The sequence below is a fragment of the Vibrio sp. R15-SG3-ISO1B genome (assembly GCF_059833835.1).
The window spans coordinates 53,113-70,220 of the sequence record NZ_JCBDGG010000045.1; the positions used below are offsets into that span (position 1 = coordinate 53,113).

Consider the following 17,108-nt stretch of genomic DNA (forward strand, 5'->3'; position numbering starts at 1 on the left):
GAGAATGCCAAAACGTACTGACTTAAAAAGTATTCTAATTCTAGGTGCAGGCCCGATTGTTATCGGTCAAGCATGTGAGTTTGACTACTCTGGTGCACAAGCGTGTAAAGCACTGCGTGAAGAGGGTTACCGAGTCATCCTTGTTAACTCTAACCCTGCGACCATCATGACTGACCCAGACATGGCCGATGCGACTTACATCGAGCCAATCCAATGGGAAGTGGTTCGCAAGATCATCGAGAAAGAACGCCCGGATGCCGTACTACCAACAATGGGTGGTCAAACAGCGCTGAACTGTGCACTAGACCTTGAAAAACACGGCGTGCTTGCTGAGTTCGGCGTAGAAATGATCGGCGCAACCGCTGATGCTATCGACAAAGCGGAAGACCGTTCACGTTTCGATAAAGCGATGAAGTCTATCGGCCTTGAGTGTCCTCGCGCGGACACGGCGAAAACCATGGAAGAAGCGTACAAAGTGCTCGATATGGTGGGCTTCCCTTGTATCATCCGTCCGTCATTCACTATGGGTGGTACGGGTGGTGGTATCGCTTATAACAAAGAAGAGTTCGAAGAGATTTGTCGTCGTGGCCTAGACCTGTCGCCAACTAACGAACTTCTCATCGATGAGTCACTGATCGGTTGGAAAGAGTACGAGATGGAAGTGGTTCGCGACAAAGCGGACAACTGTATCATCGTATGTGCTATCGAGAACTTCGACCCAATGGGCATCCACACCGGTGACTCCATCACTGTCGCACCCGCACAGACTCTGACTGATAAAGAGTACCAGTTGATGCGTAATGCCTCTCTAGCGGTACTGCGCGAAATTGGCGTTGAGACAGGTGGTTCAAACGTACAGTTTGGTATCAACCCGAAAGATGGCCGTATGGTTATCATCGAGATGAACCCACGTGTATCGCGCTCGTCTGCGCTTGCGTCTAAAGCAACAGGTTTCCCAATCGCTAAGATTGCCGCGAAACTGGCGGTTGGCTTTACCCTTGACGAGCTACAAAACGACATCACGGGCGGTGCAACGCCAGCATCATTCGAACCTACCATCGATTACGTCGTGACTAAGATTCCTCGTTTTAACTTCGAGAAGTTTGCCGGTTCGAACGACCGTCTGACGACTCAGATGAAGTCTGTGGGCGAGGTGATGGCGATTGGCCGCAACCAACAAGAGTCGCTGCAAAAAGCACTTCGTGGCCTTGAAGTTGGCGTGAATGGCTTTGACGAAATGGTTGATCTTGATGCGCCTGACGCACTCACCACCATTCGTCACGAACTCAAAGAAGCGGGCGCTGAGCGTATTTGGTACATCGCTGATGCATTCCGTGCAGGCATGTCGGTAGAAGGCGTATTCAATCTTACCAACATCGATCGTTGGTTCCTAGTTCAGATTGAAGAACTCGTTAATCTAGAAAACCACGTTAAAGCAGGCGGTTTTGCTGGCTTAACCGAAGACGTGTTGCGTGTGATGAAGCGTAAAGGCTTCTCAGATGCGCGTTTGTCAGCACTGCTTGGTGTGTCTGAAAGCGAAATTCGTCGTCTGCGCGATCAGTTCGATATTCACCCTGTTTACAAGCGCGTAGATACCTGTGCGGCGGAGTTCTCCTCTGACACGGCGTACATGTACTCCTCTTACGATGAAGAGTGTGAAGCGAACCCGACTGACAAAGACAAGATCATGGTGTTGGGTGGCGGTCCAAACCGTATCGGCCAAGGTATCGAGTTTGACTACTGCTGTGTACACGCCTCTCTTGCCCTTCGCGAAGATGGTTACGAGACCATCATGGTTAACTGTAACCCAGAGACAGTATCCACCGATTACGATACCTCTGACCGTCTCTACTTCGAACCTGTGACGTTGGAAGATGTTCTGTCTATCGTTCGTGTTGAGAAGCCAAAAGGTGTGATCGTGCAATACGGTGGTCAAACGCCACTGAAACTCGCAAGAGCGCTAGAAGCGGCAGGTGTGCCAATTATCGGTACCAGCCCAGATGCGATTGACCGTGCAGAAGACCGTGAGCGTTTCCAGGCAGCGGTTGAGCGTCTAGGTCTAAAACAGCCAGAAAACGCGACAGTCACCACAATGGAACAAGCGATCGAGAAGTCGAAAGACATCGGTTTCCCATTGGTGGTTCGCCCATCTTACGTACTGGGTGGCCGTGCGATGGAAATCGTCTACGATGAGCAAGACTTGCGTCGTTACTTCAACGAAGCAGTCAGTGTATCGAACGAATCTCCAGTCCTACTTGACCGCTTCCTTGATGACGCAACGGAAGTCGACGTGGATGCCATCTGTGACGGTGAGCGCGTTGTGATCGGCGGTATCATGGAGCACATCGAGCAAGCGGGTGTTCACTCAGGCGACTCTGCGTGTTCTCTACCGGCTTACACCTTGAGTCAAGAGATTCAAGATGTGATGCGTGAGCAAGTTGAGAAGTTGGCGTTCGAGTTGGGTGTTCGCGGCTTGATGAATACGCAGTTCGCTGTGAAAGACAACGAAGTGTACCTCATCGAAGTTAACCCTCGCGCTGCGCGTACCGTACCATTCGTGTCAAAAGCGACCGGTGCTCCACTGGCGAAAATCGCGGCACGTGTGATGGCTGGACAATCTCTAGAGTCTCAAGGCTTTACCAAAGAGATCATCCCACCATACTACTCAGTGAAAGAAGTGGTGTTGCCATTCAACAAGTTCCCTGGCGTCGACCCACTGCTTGGCCCTGAAATGCGCTCTACTGGCGAAGTCATGGGCGTGGGTGCGACATTCGCTGAAGCGTATGCGAAAGCAGAATTGGGTTGTGGTAACGTCTACCCAGAAGGTGGCCGAGCGCTTCTTTCTGTTCGTGAAGGCGATAAGCAACGCGTGGTTGACCTAGCGTCTAAGCTAGTAAAACTCGGTTACCAGTTGGATGCGACGCACGGCACTGCAGTGATTCTTGGTGAAGCGGGTATCAACCCTCGCTTGGTGAACAAGGTGCACGAAGGTCGTCCTCACATTCTTGACCGTATCAAGAACAATGAGTACACCTACATCGTTAACACGGCGGCAGGTCGCCAAGCGATTGAAGACTCAAAAGTACTGCGTCGTGGCGCATTGGCAGAGAAAGTGAACTACACCACAACGCTAAACGCAGCGTTTGCAACGTGCATGTCTCACACCGCGGATGCATGTGCATCGGTCACTTCTGTACAAGAGCTGCACGCAAAAATCGCTGAAAACGCCTAATCGTTTGATTCGACAATAGGCTCAGTGATAAGAGCCGAATTGACAACCTCATTGCCCACTCCTTCGAGTGGGCTTTTTTATGTTGGGTGATGGGTGATGGGATCAAGCGAAAGAGCGGATTAGCGCGTGAGCTCAAGGCGGATCAGGACTTCTTCTGTGATGTCGCTTAGCTCACCGTAACCGACGATGGTACCGATCTCTTTCTCTAAGCTTTTTGCCTTGTGGAGGCTGATGTTAGCAAGCTCGGCTAAGTCAGTGCGTACCAGCGCGGTCATAGGATCAAACACGGGTGCGGCGCATATTCTCAGGGCGTAAAATTCGCCAATTGACATCGCTTGTTTGACGAAGCGAATACGATCTTTCAGTGTTTCAAATTCGCTGACCAACTTCGATTCGATTGACTGAATGCGCGTACCAAACTTTGCCGCACTCAAGTAGATCTCATGATATTGAGGTTCAGCACCTTCGATTCGGCGCATCGGTTGGGCGATAAGGGTATTGGTGCGACCTTTGTAGATAGGTTCGAGAGAAAAGTTCTTCTCTTCACCAAGCTTAGCCAGGAGTCCAAGGTAAGGAGGCAAAGGATAGTTGACCCCGATAACACGTGGGCGCAGATTCGGGCCGCGTTTTTCAAAAAACAGCGGTGAGCTGACCATTTTATCCAACAAAATATCGTGCAACCCTTCAAGCAGGGCATTACTGGGCAGTAGCTCTTGTTTGGCGACTAATTTATTTTGGTTGTGATCAATCAGCGAGCCAAAGAAGGCAATAGTCTTCATCGTCTGGCGCTCTTCGATGATCGCCAGTTGCATCCTCTTGCCGCCAGGGCTGATGCGTATCACCGTATACGGCACTTCATCAAGCGGGAGTTTTTTATCGTAAAGCTTTAATTCACTAAAGTCGACATGACACAGATCGCCCGCTTTTAACCCGCAAGGTGAGGTGAGTGCAATGCTCGCGCCATGCTTGGAGATATCTAACGTAACCCCAGCGTGACGCTGGCCATCGGCGGTTTTCAGTTGCAAAGGCGATTGAAACTGATACCTCGGCTCTTTGCGACGGGATTTGGCATCAAAATAGAGGCAAGCGGGGTTTGATTCAGGGTTGCGAGTGTGGCGAAACGGGTTGAGCTCGCTGCTGGCAAGACGCGGCTTATCCGTCAGCAAGTAGTCATTGCGACTGCTGCTGTCTGATATCTCTTGTAAAATGCCGCAGTGCGTCAAGGTGTTGGGCTCAAGACCAAGCTCGGTCGAGTGTGTAGACAGTTCACTTTTCTCTTCATCATCCAGCTCAAACACAGAGAGGCGAAACGCTCGCCAACTCTCTTTTTTCGCGCCCACATGCCAAAACAACTGTCGCTGTTCGCGCGTCGCTTCCGGCATCATCATCGAGAAAAACAGCTGCTTGCCCTGATGGTCATGGGTGAAGGAGTAAAGTACGTTACTGCTGCCGCGCATACCCGGAGTGGTCAGCTGTTTCATGCGCTGTTTATTAAACAAACTGGTGAGCGCCTGTTGATTACGTTCGTCGTGCCAGTACTGCCAAATCGGCTGATTGTTCTCCGTCATCAACACCAGTTTGAGCTCGTCACCACTGAAAAAGACCGGCAGATTGCAGGTGTGTTTGAGATAAGTGTGCTCGTAACCTCGAGAGCGAGCGCGGATGATCTTATCTTGATTATCGTGACGGGCTTTTTTACTGTCGTTATTGAGGCATTCTGCGATGATCGCTTCGATGGCTTGGGTTTCGTCGAGCATGATGGTACGCAGAAACTTCACTGCATCGTTTTCGTAAGACTCGTCGATACCAACAATCCGATAGCTAAACGCAGAGTGAATGGCCTCTACTTCCGAGCTCTGGGCGAGTTCTACAAAGCGTACCTCGACAATTTCACCCAGCTTATAGTCAAACGCAGACGGGACTTTAAACTTGGCCCCTGAAGGAGAGAGGTCAACGGTGACGCCGTGAACCAGTTGTCCTTTGGCGAGATTGAGCTCGATTTGGGAGGAAAGACGCAGACGATTCTCTTTGCGCTTCAGGTCATAGCCTAAGTTAATCGGCTCGACTTCCAGTGCACTGCTTTTGGCTTGCACTTCGGTGCCGATGGGCTTGCCGCGCTTTTGCATAACACGAAAGTTGTTGTGTGTGTTGGACAGCGCTTCCCACACGCCTTCGGTATAGCCGCCAAACTTACGCACATTTTTGTGATAAGCGTTGAAGGCGACATCATCTAACCAGTGGCGCAGTCCATCAAGCTTGTATTCTCGACACTCACCTTTGACCCGCCCTCTCAAATCCACTGGTTTGGTGCACGGTGCCATAACTCTATTGAGCTCCATTTTGACCAATATTTTGACCGACGGAGGCTCTCCTTCTGTCATTTGGGCAAGAAGGTACTCAAAGTCTTGTGAGTGGTAAGCGGCAATGAGCCGCTCAGCGATTGAAAGGATTTCCTGTTGCTGCATATTTTATGGTTAGATCTACCTAATTATTCTCTATCGACCTTGATAACACGATCTTTAATGATATGTTACATCGAATCAAGATAAAGTGACCCAGATTCGAATTGATAAGGTCACACAATAGCAGGTGAGGAACCATGGCAAAGGCAAAAAGAGCCTACGTGTGCAACGACTGCGGCGCAGATTTCCCAAGATGGCAAGGGCAATGTAATGCTTGTGGCGCTTGGAATACCATCAGTGAGGTGCGTTTAGCCGCTTCACCAACCGCGGCGCGTAACGAGCGCTTGAGCGGATACGCGGGCAACACCGCTGAAACCAAAGTACAGACGTTGTCTGAGATTGATCTACAGGAAGTGCCCCGTTTTAGCAGCGGTTTCAAAGAGCTAGACCGAGTATTGGGCGGAGGTGTCGTCCCAGGTGCCGCGATCTTGATCGGCGGTAATCCTGGCGCGGGTAAGTCGACATTGCTGCTGCAAACCATGTGTTACTTAGCATCGCAAATGCCGACCCTCTATGTCACAGGGGAAGAGTCCTTGCAGCAAGTCGCGATGCGCGCGTCGCGCTTGGGGCTACCTAAAGACAACCTCAAAATGCTTTCGGAGACAAACGTCGATCGCATCTGCCAGATCGCGGAGCAAGAACAGCCTAAGATCATGGTGATTGACTCGATTCAGGTCATGCACGTTTCGGATGTGCAGTCGTCACCGGGCAGCGTCGCTCAGGTGAGGGAGTCTGCCACCGCGCTGACCCGTTATGCTAAGCAAAACAACGTCTCGGTGTTTATTGTCGGCCACGTTACCAAAGATGGCACACTCGCAGGCCCTAAAGTGCTTGAGCACATTATCGACTGTTCTGTGTTGCTCGATGGCGGCACCGACAGCCGTTTTAGAACGCTGCGCAGTCACAAGAACCGCTTTGGCGCCGTCAATGAATTGGGGGTGTTTGCCATGACAGGGCAAGGGCTAAAAGAAGTCAGTAACCCTTCAGCCATCTTTTTGTCGCGCGGTGAAGAAGAAACCTCAGGCAGTTCCGTCATGGTCGTCTGGGAAGGCACACGACCCTTGTTGGTTGAGATACAAGCGCTGGTGGATTACTCCCAGTTGGCCAATCCACGTCGTGTTGCGGTGGGTCTTGAGCAGAACCGCTTGTCGCTGCTACTTGCTGTGCTGCATAAGCACGGGGGACTGCAGATGGCTGACCAAGATGTGTTTGTTAATGTGGTCGGCGGTGTCAAAGTCACCGAAACCAGTGCCGATCTCGCCTTGGTCATGGCGCTGCTATCCAGCTTTAGAGATCGCCCACTGCCTAAAGATGTTGTGGTGTTTGGAGAAGTCGGGTTAGCGGGGGAGATTCGCCCGGTGCCCAGTGGTCAAGAGCGCTTGAACGAAGCGTTTAAGCACGGCTTTAAAAAAGCGATCGTGCCGGCTGCGAACATGCCTAAAGGCGGGATTGCAGGCATGCAAATCCATGGTGTGAAAAAGCTGTCTGAAGCGATTGAAGCGTTTGATGAGTTGTAACTGTCAGCGCGATTGAGCACTGAACGAATTAAAAAGCGCCTTGCCGAACATTCAGCAAGGCGCTTTTTTGTCGGTGCATCGCGCCGCTCTAAAGCATATCCAGTGCTTTTTCTACGGCCTCAATCAATCGATCAACATCATCCTGCTGGTTATAGAGGGCAAAGGAGGCTCGAATCGTACCTGAGACGTTCAAAGCGTCCATCAAAGGATGTGCGCAGTGGTTTCCGGCGCGCACCGCAATCGCCTGTTGATCCAGTAAGGTCGCGACGTCTTGATGATGCACACCCTCAACAATAAAAGAGACCACCGAGGCGTTGTCTTGATAACCCAGCACTTTAACATCAGGTAGCGCTGAGAGCCTTTCATTGGTTTGACGGGCGAGGGCGCGTACATGTTTTTCAACGTCGGAGAGATTGAATGTTTCAAGCCAGGCCACTGCGCGACTGAGCGCCAGCGCGCCAGCGACATTGGGGGTGCCGGCTTCGAATTTCCCCGGTAGCTCGCTGAACGTCGTCCCAGAGAAGGAGACTTTTTCGACCATTTTTCCGCCGCCATGCCAAGGGGGCATAGCGTTGAGAAGATCGAGTTTGCCATACAGTACCCCAATCCCTGCGGGCGCAAACAGCTTGTGGCCGGAAAAGAGATAAAAGTCAGCGCCTAGGCGCTCGACATCAACCGGCTCATGCACAATACCTTGTGCCCCATCGACCACCACGATCGCGCCCACTTGATGGGCTTTCTCAATCACGGTTTCAACCGGTTGACGCGTGCCCGTTACGTTGGTGACGTGCGCTAACGCGACAATTTTGCAGCGCGTTGAAAGGAGTGATTCAAAGGCTGCAAGATCAAATTGACACTGCGGCGTCATCGGCACTTTCACCACTTTCGCGCCCGTTTGCTCGGCGACAATTTGCCACGGTACGATATTGGCGTGATGCTCCAGCTCGCTGACTAAGATCTCATCGCCCGGAGACAAAGTGCTGCGCGCATAGGTTTGAGCGATTAGGTTGACCGCTTCGGTTGCGCCACGTGTCCAGATAATGGACGTCGGACTCTGCGCGCCAATAAACTCAGCGATGTGAGCTCTGGCTGCTTCAAATTCACTGGTCGCTTGAGCCGTTAAACGGTGACTACCACGATGGACATTGGCGTTTTGTTGACTGTAGTAACGGCTTAATGTATCGATGACGCACTGTGGCTTTTGTGTCGTCGCCGCGCTATCAAGGTAGACCAAACGCTGCCCATTCACGTCTTGGTTGAGTGCTGGAAATTGGCCAATGATCTCAGCGGTTTCTCTCATTACGCTTCACCCAATTTGTGATATTGCAGGGTCGGAATCGTGACCATCGGCTCGGCAACTGTGGCAGCATGGGCTTTTCCAGAGAGATGAATGATGATTTCCATTGCAAACTCTAACGCTGTGCCCGGTCCCTGACTGGTCATTAGATTGTGATTGATGTCGTAGGTGACGCGTTTGACACGGCGTCTCTGCTCATCAATCATCGGCCAGAAACTAGGGTGACAGGTCATCAGCGCATCGGTGTACAAGCCATGATGAACCAGAACGAGCGCAGGCGCGGCGCAAATGGCTGCGACCAACTTACCTTCGTACATCTGCTGGCGCACAATCTCGACCAAAACGGTGCTGTCGCGAAAGACCTCGCTGCCGCCAACGCCACCGGGTAGGATGACGGCGTCAAATTCATCGTCTGCCACATCAACCAGTGTGCATTGCGCCGTGAGTGGGATGCCGCGTGAGCCAATCATGGTCAGATGACCATCAAAGTCGGCGCTGGCCACCACGGCATCATAGCCGGCACGTACCATCATATCGATGATGGTGACCGCTTCCATTTCTTCGCTACCAGGGGCGATGGGGATCAGTACTTTTTTAGTCATCTTTCCAGCTCTGTTCTCTCTGTTTTATCTCTTGGTATAGGCGTTGATTCATCGGTGTGGTTAGCCCGTAGTGCGCCGCCCATTTGAGGAGGTATCCAGTAATAAAGTCTATCTCGCTGTGCCTTTTATGCACAATATCTTGATGCATGGATGAGAAGTTACGAGCGGTGTTGGCAATCACGCCATTGATCTTCTCGAACAGTTCTTTTTGAGTGATGGTGTAGCCCTTAGCATGCATGACGCTATGCACTTCACTGACGATCTCGGCAATGGTTGCCTGAAGATCGTCTCGGGCCAGCTCACCATTGCGAATATCTTCTAAAGCCGTCAGCGGATTGATGGCGCAGTTAATCGCAAGTTTCAGCCACAACGCTTGTTCGATGTCTGGGTGCCATGCGGTTGTTGGAAAAGCGTGGTTGAGCACCTCGGCCAGAAAGCCACACGCTTGACCGCGAAGATTCGCAGCACCGATAAAGGTTTCCCCTTGGCCGGTATGTTGAATTGACCCACCGTCGCTGCGCAAAGCGCCGTGCGTGGTGGTCGCCAGCAGTAAAGGATTGTTGGGTAGCCAGGTCTGTACTTGCTCTGCGTTACCCATGCCATTGTGCATCAGCATGATCATGGTATCGGGGTGAAGGAGGCCTCGGAGTGGCGACAGAGCCTCACATACCTGAGGGGCTTTGAGTGTGACCAACAAAAGGTCGGCATTGGCTAAGCGGTCAGGTTGGTTGTTGGCGAACGTTAGAGATTGACCATCTATGCAAAGGGATAGGCTCACTACGTCATGTCGTGAATAGACCGAGACAGCGTGCCCCGCTCGATAGAGCGCATGGGCCCACAAGGTACCAATCGCACCAGGACCGAGAATCACGATATTCATCATCAAGCAAAGGGTTAAGGATTTGAGGCAAGGATACGGATTGGCCGCGAGAATGCCAATAAAAATGGCGCCGATTGGCGCCATTTAGCTATGAAATAGCTGTTAACTTAGAATTTGTAAGTAACTGCGAAGTAGTGACCAAAGCCAGTTGACTTAAATCCATCTGTATCTTTAATGCCGTAGATATCTTTATAGCCTTTTAAGCCATAACCTACAGCAAACTGGTCTGAGTGCCAGTAAATACCATTGAACATTGCGCCACCATTGCTAGCAGTCGCGTAGCCTTTATCTGTTTCCATACCAAATTGGTAATCAATGTAGCCTTGGTAAGAGATAAACGAGCCGTTTTCGAAGAAGTAGAATGGTTTGAACCAGTTAGTCGAGATTTGGTAGCCGTTCCAATCTTTTTTGTTGCTGTCGTATGTACCGTAGAAGTTTAAGCCAACTTTACCAAACCAAGGTAGCTCAACATCTGAGCCAAGGCCAACTTTCTGAGTATTTACGTCAGAATTACCACCCCATTCCATTAGAGTTGCTACGTATAGCTCTTGCACTGGACCAAATGACAAATCTTTACCAGTTAATGCATCAAGAGACATGCGTGGTGCAAACTTCATAAAGATCTTTTCTGCTTCAGCTTTGTCACTACCTGGATCTGAAGTCAAGTTGAACACGTCAACGTAACCATAGAGGTCGAAGATTCCTGAACGTCCGCCAAATTCCATCTCTAGGTAATCGTGAGTTGATTCGCCAGGAAGTTCATCGACTGCAGCCATAAGGTTAAACTGCATCCATTTGTAGTCGTTCTTGTGGATGTCGCCGTCTGAATAGTCAGCTGCCATCGCAGGCGCAGACATTGCTGCTACAACACCAAGAGCTAGAAGTGATTTACGCATAGTGGGACTCTCTATGTATTCGTTAAGTGTAAAAATGACGTCCATATATTGTGTAGCACGTTCTCCGACGTGCTCAGTTGGTGAGCATAATAGCGATTTAAATCTCAATTGATAGTGATACGGAGTGCAAAAACACACAAAATTAGTGAGGTTGATCACATTTATAGATGGAAAACTCAGTTGTCGAGGAACTTTCACACTTTTGCATACTTTTTGATACAGACATCGTTTACGCAAACGTTTATGCGAAATTTTATGCTTGTCAATGAATCAACAGATTTGGTTAGTGATCGGTTTTTTTCAGCGCTGCGTACACATTGGCAACGATGTAGAGGTGAAACAAAGTGCAAGAGATCATGCTATTTCCCTTAAGTTCCATTGTCCTTCCTGAAGGGAAAATGAAACTGAGGATATTCGAGCCCAGATACAAACGACTCGTCTCTGATGCGATGAAAGGAGACGGCACGTTCGGAATTTGCTTGCTAGAAAGGGCCAAACAGTCAGACGCCGTTCAACTGTCACACACCGGCTCTCTGGTTCGTATTGTCGATTTTGATCAGTTGGATGACGGTCTGCTCGGTATTACGGTGTGTGGACTTCAGCGTTTTACTATCAAGCGGGTGCGCACTGAGTTTGATGGGCTGCGCATGGCGAAAATTCGCACGCTGCCCAACTGGCAAGTGGCAGAGATGTCGCCTTCAGACGTTCATCTTGGTGAACACCTGCTTCAGGTGTATCACGACTACCCGCAAGTGGGGGAGCTATACCAGCAGCGCTTTATGGACGATGCAAGCTGGGTATCGCAGCGTTGGTTGGAGTTACTGCCTCTCACGCCCAGTCGGTTTGATTCACTTAATCAACAGCAAACTTGTGAGGCGGCACTTGCCTTTATCAACCAGATGATTCCCTCTCCTCAGCCTTGATCTAGAATGAGAGTGATCGAAACGCGCGTGAGCGCGTATAGTAACCCGTTCGCATCTCAAGACTAGGTGAAACCAAGGAATCGATATGGTCAGTGAAGATACTCAGGCGTTCACTCGAGCCGATTGGACTGAGTGTATGGATAGGGTAAAACAGAAGGACACACAAGCGTTCGCCCTGGTGTTCCAACATTTTACCCCGCGTTTAAAGCAATTTACCTATCGCCACATGGGCAATGAGCAAGTGTGCATGGAAGTGGTACAGGAAACCCTGACCATTGTCTGGCAAAAGAGCATCATGTTTGATGGCAGTAAGAGTTCGCTCTCCACATGGATTTACACCATCGCGCGCAACTTGTGCTTTGATATGTTGCGCAAGCAAAAAGGGCGCGACGCCCATTTGTCCTCCGATGACATTTGGCCCAACGATTACTGCCCGCCTGACTTGGTTGAGCACTATTCGCCAGAGCAAGAGATGCTTAAAGAGCAAGTGGTGAAATATTTAGATACGTTACCGGATGCCCAACGCACCGTGGTCAAAGCCGTCTATCTGGAAGAGATGCCTCACCAGCAAGTGGCAGAGATGCTGAATATTCCCCTTGGTACCGTGAAGTCGCGCCTAAGGCTCGCGATTGAAAAACTGAAACATTCCATAGAGGCCGATCGCTTATGAGTTACCATCCACACATCGAAATGTTGCAGCAATACGCACAAGGGTCATTGGATGATGTCAACGCGTTCACTATTGCCGTGCATTTGGAAAGTTGCCCACATTGTAAAGAGCAAGTGAGATCCTTTGAGCAAGAGTGCGGGTTCGCGCTTGAGCAAGAGGTGCCAGACAACCAAACACCAGTGCAAAGTCTTGAGCAGATGCTGGCAAGCATCACCCAAACTGAGCAGATCAAAGATCCTATCAAGCTGCTGCGCCAGCCGAAAACGATTGATGTCAACGGACGCTCGATGACCTTACCGCTTGCATTATCCAAGCTGTATGATCGAATCGGCGAGTGGCGCAATTATGGTGGCAAGGTGTTTAGCGCTCCTATCGCGATTTCCGGCAACGCCCGTGTCAATCTTATGTACATGGCGGAAGGGGTCAAAGTGCCCGAGCACACCCATAAAGGGTTCGAATCGACGTTAGTCCTTCATGGTGGTTTTTCTGACGAAGAAGGGCATTATGAGGTCGGCGACTTTCTCTATAAAGACGCATCGGTCAAGCACAGCCCGCAAACTCAAGTTGGTGAAGATTGCTTGTGTTTAACGGTGCTGACTGAGCCTATGATCTTCACCCAAGGCGTCGCCCGAGTCTTCAATATGTTTGGGCGTGGCTTGTACCCTTAGTCTCTTCCCTAGATTAATAATAGACAGAAGAAAAGGCTTGGAGCACTCCAAGCCTTTTTCGTTCTTGCCATCTTGTCTATTTTTGCTGACGTGCTTTTTCGAGTAGATCCGAGAAGTAGTGACGCAGAGAATAGAGCATCAATAAGCTTGGGATAACCATTACCGCGGTCAGTATGAAGAACAGTGACCAATCGTTTAAGTAATCGGCGAGCTCGCCACTGAATGACGCAAGGGTCGTACGGCCGAAGTTGCCGAGTGAAGCCAGCAGCGCATATTGCGTGGCGGAGAAGGCTTGGCCGGTGAGTACAGTCAAAAATGAGACAAACGCGACGGTTGAGAAGGCCGTGGTGAAGTTGTCCACAATGATCGTGGCTAAGAAGAGGGTTTCACTTGGTCCTGTCTTGGCGATCCAGGCAAACATTAAGTTACTGCCCGCCATCGCAATACCGCCGATCATCAGCCCGCGAACGATGCCAAATTTGACGTTAAATAGACTGCCGACCAAGGTAAAGACAATGGTTGCCCCCCAACCAATCAATTTCGAGTAGTAACCAATTTGCTCATTGCTAAAGCCGACTTCTTTGTAGAAAGTGATCGACATGCGGCCAAGGAACGCCTCACCAATCTTGAACAAGAACACAAACAGTAACAGCGTGATCGCGACGCGCACACCGTTACGTTTGAAGAAATCGAGGAAGGGTTCGACAACCGTGACACTCAACCACGCGACGGTTTTTGAATCGACGACTTGGTAATGTCTTTGCTCGGCTTGTTCTTGCAGCGCACTTCGCTCAGTCCTGGGCTCGCCGACCAGCAAGGTAAAGAGCATCAATACCCCAACGATGATCGCCATGCCGTAATAGACGCCATTCCACCCCATGCTGTCTGCATTGATAAACGCGAGATAACCCGGTAGAGAATACCCCGTCCACCATCCGATCACGGCCATCGCTGAGGCTTGAGGCAGTTTAGAGGATTCAGACTTAGGGAAGGTGTCGATACGAAAGGCGTCAATAGCAATGTCTTGTGTCGCTGAGGCAATCGCAATACCCAGCGCGAGCATCGACGTGAACGCTAAGTTTTTTGCAGGATCGACACCGGCAATGAACAGGGTGCAAGAGAGCACAACAAGCTGACAGAGTAATATCCAACTGCGGCGTTGGCCAATTTTATCGGTGAGATAAGGCAGGCGGACTCGGTCAACCAGTGGTGCCCACAAAAAGTTGATCGCGTAGACGGCGAACACGCTACCAAAATAGCCGATGGCGGCTCGGGTTAAGCCTGCATCTTTAAGCCAGCCAGACATATTGGAGCCAATCAACACCCACGGAAAGCCGCTTGAGCAGCCCAGCATAAATACCCAAAGCAGACGCTTATCGAGATAGCTTTTGATGGTGTCGCGCCATGACATTGGCGATGATGTCGCAGACATAGACGTATCCTTGTTCTGTGCGGTTTGAAATAAGAGGGCAGGTCACTAACGACGGAGATGCCACCGCCCCAACATGTGTTGGGGCGGGTAGAGGTTTATTCAATAAGGGTGGTTTTTTTGATGACGATAGGGATCGACGGCACGTCACTATAGCGACCGACATTGTGCGTTTTGATGCCCGCCATCGATTCAACGACGTCAAAGCCATCGACCACTTTACCAAACACCGCATAGCCCGGCGGGCGCTGGTCATAGTCTAAAAAGTGATTGTCTTTAAAGTTGATGAAAAACTGGCGAGTGGCAGAATTTGGGTTGTTGGTACGCGCCATTGCAATCGTGCCACGGTCGTTTTTTAGCCCGTTTGCGGCTTCGTTCTGAATTGGAGCGTACGTACTCAACTGTTTCATATTGGTGTCAAAGCCGCCGCCCTGCGCCATAAAGCCAGGGATCACGCGGTGAAATTGGCTCCCTGCATAACTGCCCTCTTCGACGTACTTGAGGAAGTTGGCGACCGTAATCGGCGCCTTCTCTTGGTTAAGCTCAAGGGTGAAATTACCCAGCGTGGTTTCCACCAAGACTTTTGGCCCGGCAAACGCAAGTTGGCTCACCAATGCCAGTGACGTCAGTGCCCACTTCCACATTAGAAACGCTCCTGCATGTAAGTTTGCAATTCACGATCGTTCGCGACTTCTTTTAGCACCAGGTTGACCACATCGTTAAGAACGGTTTCGATCTCTTGGTTGGATGCACTGAGTGCTCCTGTGCGTTTCGCTGTGCCGGTGTAAGCTTTTACTAACTTGCCGCGTGGCGTTTCGGCGGTGATTTCTAGCACTACTTTGCCGTCCATCTCATTTTCCATTACCGAGTGTTTGACCGACACCAAAGCTTCCTGCACTTCAATCTTCAGTGCGTTTTCGCTGTTGACGGTGTTACGGAAACCTTGAGATTGGAACTGCTCTAGCAGGGCATTTTCTAATGTGATACGCACATTCTGTTTAGAATGAATCGGTTCGATGTTAGAGCGGCCACTGTCGACCAAGGCGACATATTGCGCAGAGCGAACATCTTTACTGGTAATAGTAAAGGTGGCGTCCTGGACTAAATCACCGCGACTGAGTACCGCTTGTGGCATAAAGTTCAGTTGCTCTTGCTGAGGGGACGCACAGGCGGTCAAGATGGCCATTGACGCCGCTAATACCAGTTTTTTCATTGTCTTTTCCTTAATGCTTCACGTATGAAGTTAACTCTCAGTTCAAAGATAATAGAGGACTATTTAGTCGCTTGTAAAATAACAAATTTCTTATTTGATGCGATCACTTTGACTTGATGTTTACCAAACACTCTTTTCAGTTTTCCATCGTAGCCGAGGTGGCGGTTGCCGATAACTAATAATTGCCCACCAACACGAAGAACATGCTTTGCATCACAGAACATTTGCCAAGCGATGTGGTCAGTAATGGTTTGTTGCTGGTGGAACGGTGGGTTGCAAAGCACCACATCGTAGCGATCAGCATCAAATCCATCCAAGCAGTTGTTGGCAATACACTCTATTTGACGCTCACCTGTGTCATAGGGACGTAAGTTTTCTCGCGCCGACGCCACGGCGCTGAAACTTTCATCGACGCAGGTGATCGACAGTGCTGGATTAAGCTGTGATAACTTAACGGACAGCACGCCATTGCCACAGCCAAGATCAAGTGCTCGAGCGTGGCCGAGGTTGTCTGGCAAGTGGTCAAGAAAAAAGCTCGCTCCCTGATCTAGTCCCTCGCCTGAGTAGACGTTAGGGTGATTTTTTAGCGTCATCCCGTGTTGAGGAACGGGCCATTCAGTGATCGCCACTGCGGGGATAGGCGTATCACAATTAGCGAAACTAAATACCAGACGGTGTTTTTTCCACGCCAAAGAGGTCGTCGTGTCGCCCAAGTGTTTCTCAAACAGTTTCAGTGTTGAGCTGTGGATCTCTTTTGCTTTGTTGACCGCAATGACAGGGATGGTTGGCGACAGTGTCTCTCTTAACTGAGCGAGCTGCCACACTAAGTGGCGATTGGTACGAGGGATTTGCATCAACACTAGATCTGCATCTTTAGGGACAGGGTCGAGCGTTGAGCAGAGCGTGACCTTAGGGCACTGATTTACCTCAAGGTTGGCGTGTGTCGCTTGGTGAGCAATCCACGAGTCACTCATCATGGTGACTCGGTAGTCACGAGAGAACCACGTGCTGAGCGCACCAAAATGATCGTTTAAAACAACGATGTGGCTCCCTTTTGTGAGAGAAAGTTGCTCGACATGATTGATCAGGTACTCATCTCCGGCGTCCCAGGCTTGTAAGGTGTCGTTGCTACGCTTAGGGTAACGGTAAAGGAACAGTGTTCGCTCAAAAAGAGTCAGCTCAGTTTTCATGCAGTCAATGGTCTCATCATAGGAATGGCTAAATTGTCGCAAATGTTACTGGCAGTGAAAACTAAAACCTTTTCTTTACTGAGTAGCACATTATTATGGTCACGCCCATAATCCAACTCGCTTAAACAG

The 17,108-nt window shown here is 50.2% G+C and carries 14 protein-coding genes; 5 read left to right on the forward strand and 9 right to left on the reverse strand.

From position 1 onward, the window contains the following. Positions 1-4: 4 nt before the first annotated feature. Positions 5-3,232, forward strand: a complete 3,228-nt coding sequence (gene carB / locus AC6R0S_RS13430; protein WP_500638125.1) for a carbamoyl-phosphate synthase large subunit — start codon at positions 5-7, stop codon at positions 3,230-3,232. A gap of 119 nt (positions 3,233-3,351) precedes the next feature. On the opposite strand, the gene AC6R0S_RS13435 is transcribed toward carB, so the two are convergent. Beyond that, positions 3,352-5,697: a PilZ domain-containing protein gene (locus tag AC6R0S_RS13435; RefSeq protein ID WP_500633940.1), complete on the reverse strand. Its 2,346-nt coding sequence runs from the start codon at positions 5,695-5,697 to the stop codon at positions 3,352-3,354. A 134-nt stretch (positions 5,698-5,831) separates the two neighbouring features. Here AC6R0S_RS13435 and radA point away from each other — a divergent pair, with 134 nt between their 5' ends. Continuing rightward, positions 5,832-7,211: a DNA repair protein RadA gene (gene radA, locus AC6R0S_RS13440; RefSeq protein WP_500638126.1), complete on the forward strand. Its 1,380-nt coding sequence runs from the start codon at positions 5,832-5,834 to the stop codon at positions 7,209-7,211. A gap of 88 nt (positions 7,212-7,299) precedes the next feature. Here the strand turns inward: radA and csdA are convergent, their stop codons facing one another. The 4 genes from csdA to AC6R0S_RS13460 all read right to left on the reverse strand — a co-directional run bounded on the left by csdA (position 7,300) and on the right by AC6R0S_RS13460 (position 10,886). Beyond that, positions 7,300-8,511: a cysteine desulfurase CsdA gene (csdA, locus tag AC6R0S_RS13445; RefSeq protein ID WP_500638127.1), complete on the reverse strand. Its 1,212-nt coding sequence runs from the start codon at positions 8,509-8,511 to the stop codon at positions 7,300-7,302. Continuing rightward, positions 8,511-9,110: a DJ-1 family glyoxalase III gene (locus tag AC6R0S_RS13450; protein ID WP_500633938.1), complete on the reverse strand. Its 600-nt coding sequence runs from the start codon at positions 9,108-9,110 to the stop codon at positions 8,511-8,513. The genes csdA and AC6R0S_RS13450 overlap by 1 nt, the downstream gene beginning before the upstream one ends. Further along, positions 9,103-9,990: a 2-dehydropantoate 2-reductase gene (gene panE, locus AC6R0S_RS13455; protein ID WP_500638167.1), complete on the reverse strand. Its 888-nt coding sequence runs from the start codon at positions 9,988-9,990 to the stop codon at positions 9,103-9,105. The genes AC6R0S_RS13450 and panE overlap by 8 nt, the downstream gene beginning before the upstream one ends. A gap of 107 nt (positions 9,991-10,097) precedes the next feature. After that, positions 10,098-10,886, reverse strand: a complete 789-nt coding sequence (locus tag AC6R0S_RS13460; protein WP_500638128.1) for a nucleoside-specific channel-forming Tsx family protein — start codon at positions 10,884-10,886, stop codon at positions 10,098-10,100. Positions 10,887-11,242: 356 nt separating this feature from the next. On the opposite strand from AC6R0S_RS13460, the gene AC6R0S_RS13465 reads away from it, so the two are divergent. The 3 genes from AC6R0S_RS13465 (at position 11,243) to AC6R0S_RS13475 (ending at position 13,147) form a co-directional block, all read left to right on the forward strand. After that, on the forward strand, positions 11,243-11,809 hold the full coding sequence (locus AC6R0S_RS13465) for an LON peptidase substrate-binding domain-containing protein (RefSeq protein WP_500633936.1): 567 nt from the start codon (positions 11,243-11,245) through the stop codon (positions 11,807-11,809). A gap of 85 nt (positions 11,810-11,894) precedes the next feature. Beyond that, positions 11,895-12,479, forward strand: a complete 585-nt coding sequence (locus AC6R0S_RS13470) for an RNA polymerase sigma factor (RefSeq protein ID WP_334554380.1) — start codon at positions 11,895-11,897, stop codon at positions 12,477-12,479. Next, entirely contained in the window at positions 12,476-13,147 is a 672-nt protein-coding gene (locus AC6R0S_RS13475; RefSeq protein WP_500626528.1) for a ChrR family anti-sigma-E factor, read from the forward strand. The genes AC6R0S_RS13470 and AC6R0S_RS13475 overlap by 4 nt, the downstream gene beginning before the upstream one ends. Before the next feature lie 76 nt (positions 13,148-13,223). Here the strand turns inward: AC6R0S_RS13475 and AC6R0S_RS13480 are convergent, their stop codons facing one another. From AC6R0S_RS13480 to AC6R0S_RS13495, 4 genes are all read right to left on the reverse strand, one after another. Then, positions 13,224-14,579 (reverse strand): AmpG family muropeptide MFS transporter, encoded by a 1,356-nt coding sequence (locus tag AC6R0S_RS13480; RefSeq protein WP_500638129.1) that lies wholly within the window; start codon positions 14,577-14,579, stop codon positions 13,224-13,226. 95 nt (positions 14,580-14,674) lie between these two features. Then, positions 14,675-15,220, reverse strand: coding sequence for a peptidylprolyl isomerase (locus AC6R0S_RS13485; protein ID WP_487901302.1), 546 nt, complete (start codon positions 15,218-15,220; stop codon positions 14,675-14,677). Next, positions 15,220-15,789, reverse strand: a complete 570-nt coding sequence (locus tag AC6R0S_RS13490) for a YajG family lipoprotein (RefSeq protein WP_334554388.1) — start codon at positions 15,787-15,789, stop codon at positions 15,220-15,222. Before AC6R0S_RS13490 ends, AC6R0S_RS13485 begins: the two co-directional genes overlap by 1 nt. A gap of 59 nt (positions 15,790-15,848) precedes the next feature. Beyond that, positions 15,849-16,979: a methyltransferase gene (locus tag AC6R0S_RS13495; RefSeq protein WP_500638130.1), complete on the reverse strand. Its 1,131-nt coding sequence runs from the start codon at positions 16,977-16,979 to the stop codon at positions 15,849-15,851. Positions 16,980-17,108 lie beyond the last annotated feature (129 nt).

What these genes read in the sequence shown, in the direction of transcription:
- carB (WP_500638125.1), top strand. Translation starts at nt 5, where the DNA reads ATGCCAAAACGTACTGACTTAAAAAGTATTCTAATTCTAGGTGCAGGC.
- AC6R0S_RS13435 (WP_500633940.1), bottom strand. Translation starts at nt 5,697, where the DNA reads ATGCAGCAACAGGAAATCCTTTCAATCGCTGAGCGGCTCATTGCCGCT.
- radA (WP_500638126.1), top strand. Translation starts at nt 5,832, where the DNA reads ATGGCAAAGGCAAAAAGAGCCTACGTGTGCAACGACTGCGGCGCAGAT.
- csdA (WP_500638127.1), bottom strand. Translation starts at nt 8,511, where the DNA reads ATGAGAGAAACCGCTGAGATCATTGGCCAATTTCCAGCACTCAACCAA.
- AC6R0S_RS13450 (WP_500633938.1), bottom strand. Translation starts at nt 9,110, where the DNA reads ATGACTAAAAAAGTACTGATCCCCATCGCCCCTGGTAGCGAAGAAATG.
- panE (WP_500638167.1), bottom strand. Translation starts at nt 9,990, where the DNA reads ATGAATATCGTGATTCTCGGTCCTGGTGCGATTGGTACCTTGTGGGCC.
- AC6R0S_RS13460 (WP_500638128.1), bottom strand. Translation starts at nt 10,886, where the DNA reads ATGCGTAAATCACTTCTAGCTCTTGGTGTTGTAGCAGCAATGTCTGCG.
- AC6R0S_RS13465 (WP_500633936.1), top strand. Translation starts at nt 11,243, where the DNA reads ATGCTATTTCCCTTAAGTTCCATTGTCCTTCCTGAAGGGAAAATGAAA.
- AC6R0S_RS13470 (WP_334554380.1), top strand. Translation starts at nt 11,895, where the DNA reads ATGGTCAGTGAAGATACTCAGGCGTTCACTCGAGCCGATTGGACTGAG.
- AC6R0S_RS13475 (WP_500626528.1), top strand. Translation starts at nt 12,476, where the DNA reads ATGAGTTACCATCCACACATCGAAATGTTGCAGCAATACGCACAAGGG.
- AC6R0S_RS13480 (WP_500638129.1), bottom strand. Translation starts at nt 14,579, where the DNA reads ATGTCTGCGACATCATCGCCAATGTCATGGCGCGACACCATCAAAAGC.
- AC6R0S_RS13485 (WP_487901302.1), bottom strand. Translation starts at nt 15,220, where the DNA reads ATGTGGAAGTGGGCACTGACGTCACTGGCATTGGTGAGCCAACTTGCG.
- AC6R0S_RS13490 (WP_334554388.1), bottom strand. Translation starts at nt 15,789, where the DNA reads ATGAAAAAACTGGTATTAGCGGCGTCAATGGCCATCTTGACCGCCTGT.
- AC6R0S_RS13495 (WP_500638130.1), bottom strand. Translation starts at nt 16,979, where the DNA reads ATGAAAACTGAGCTGACTCTTTTTGAGCGAACACTGTTCCTTTACCGT.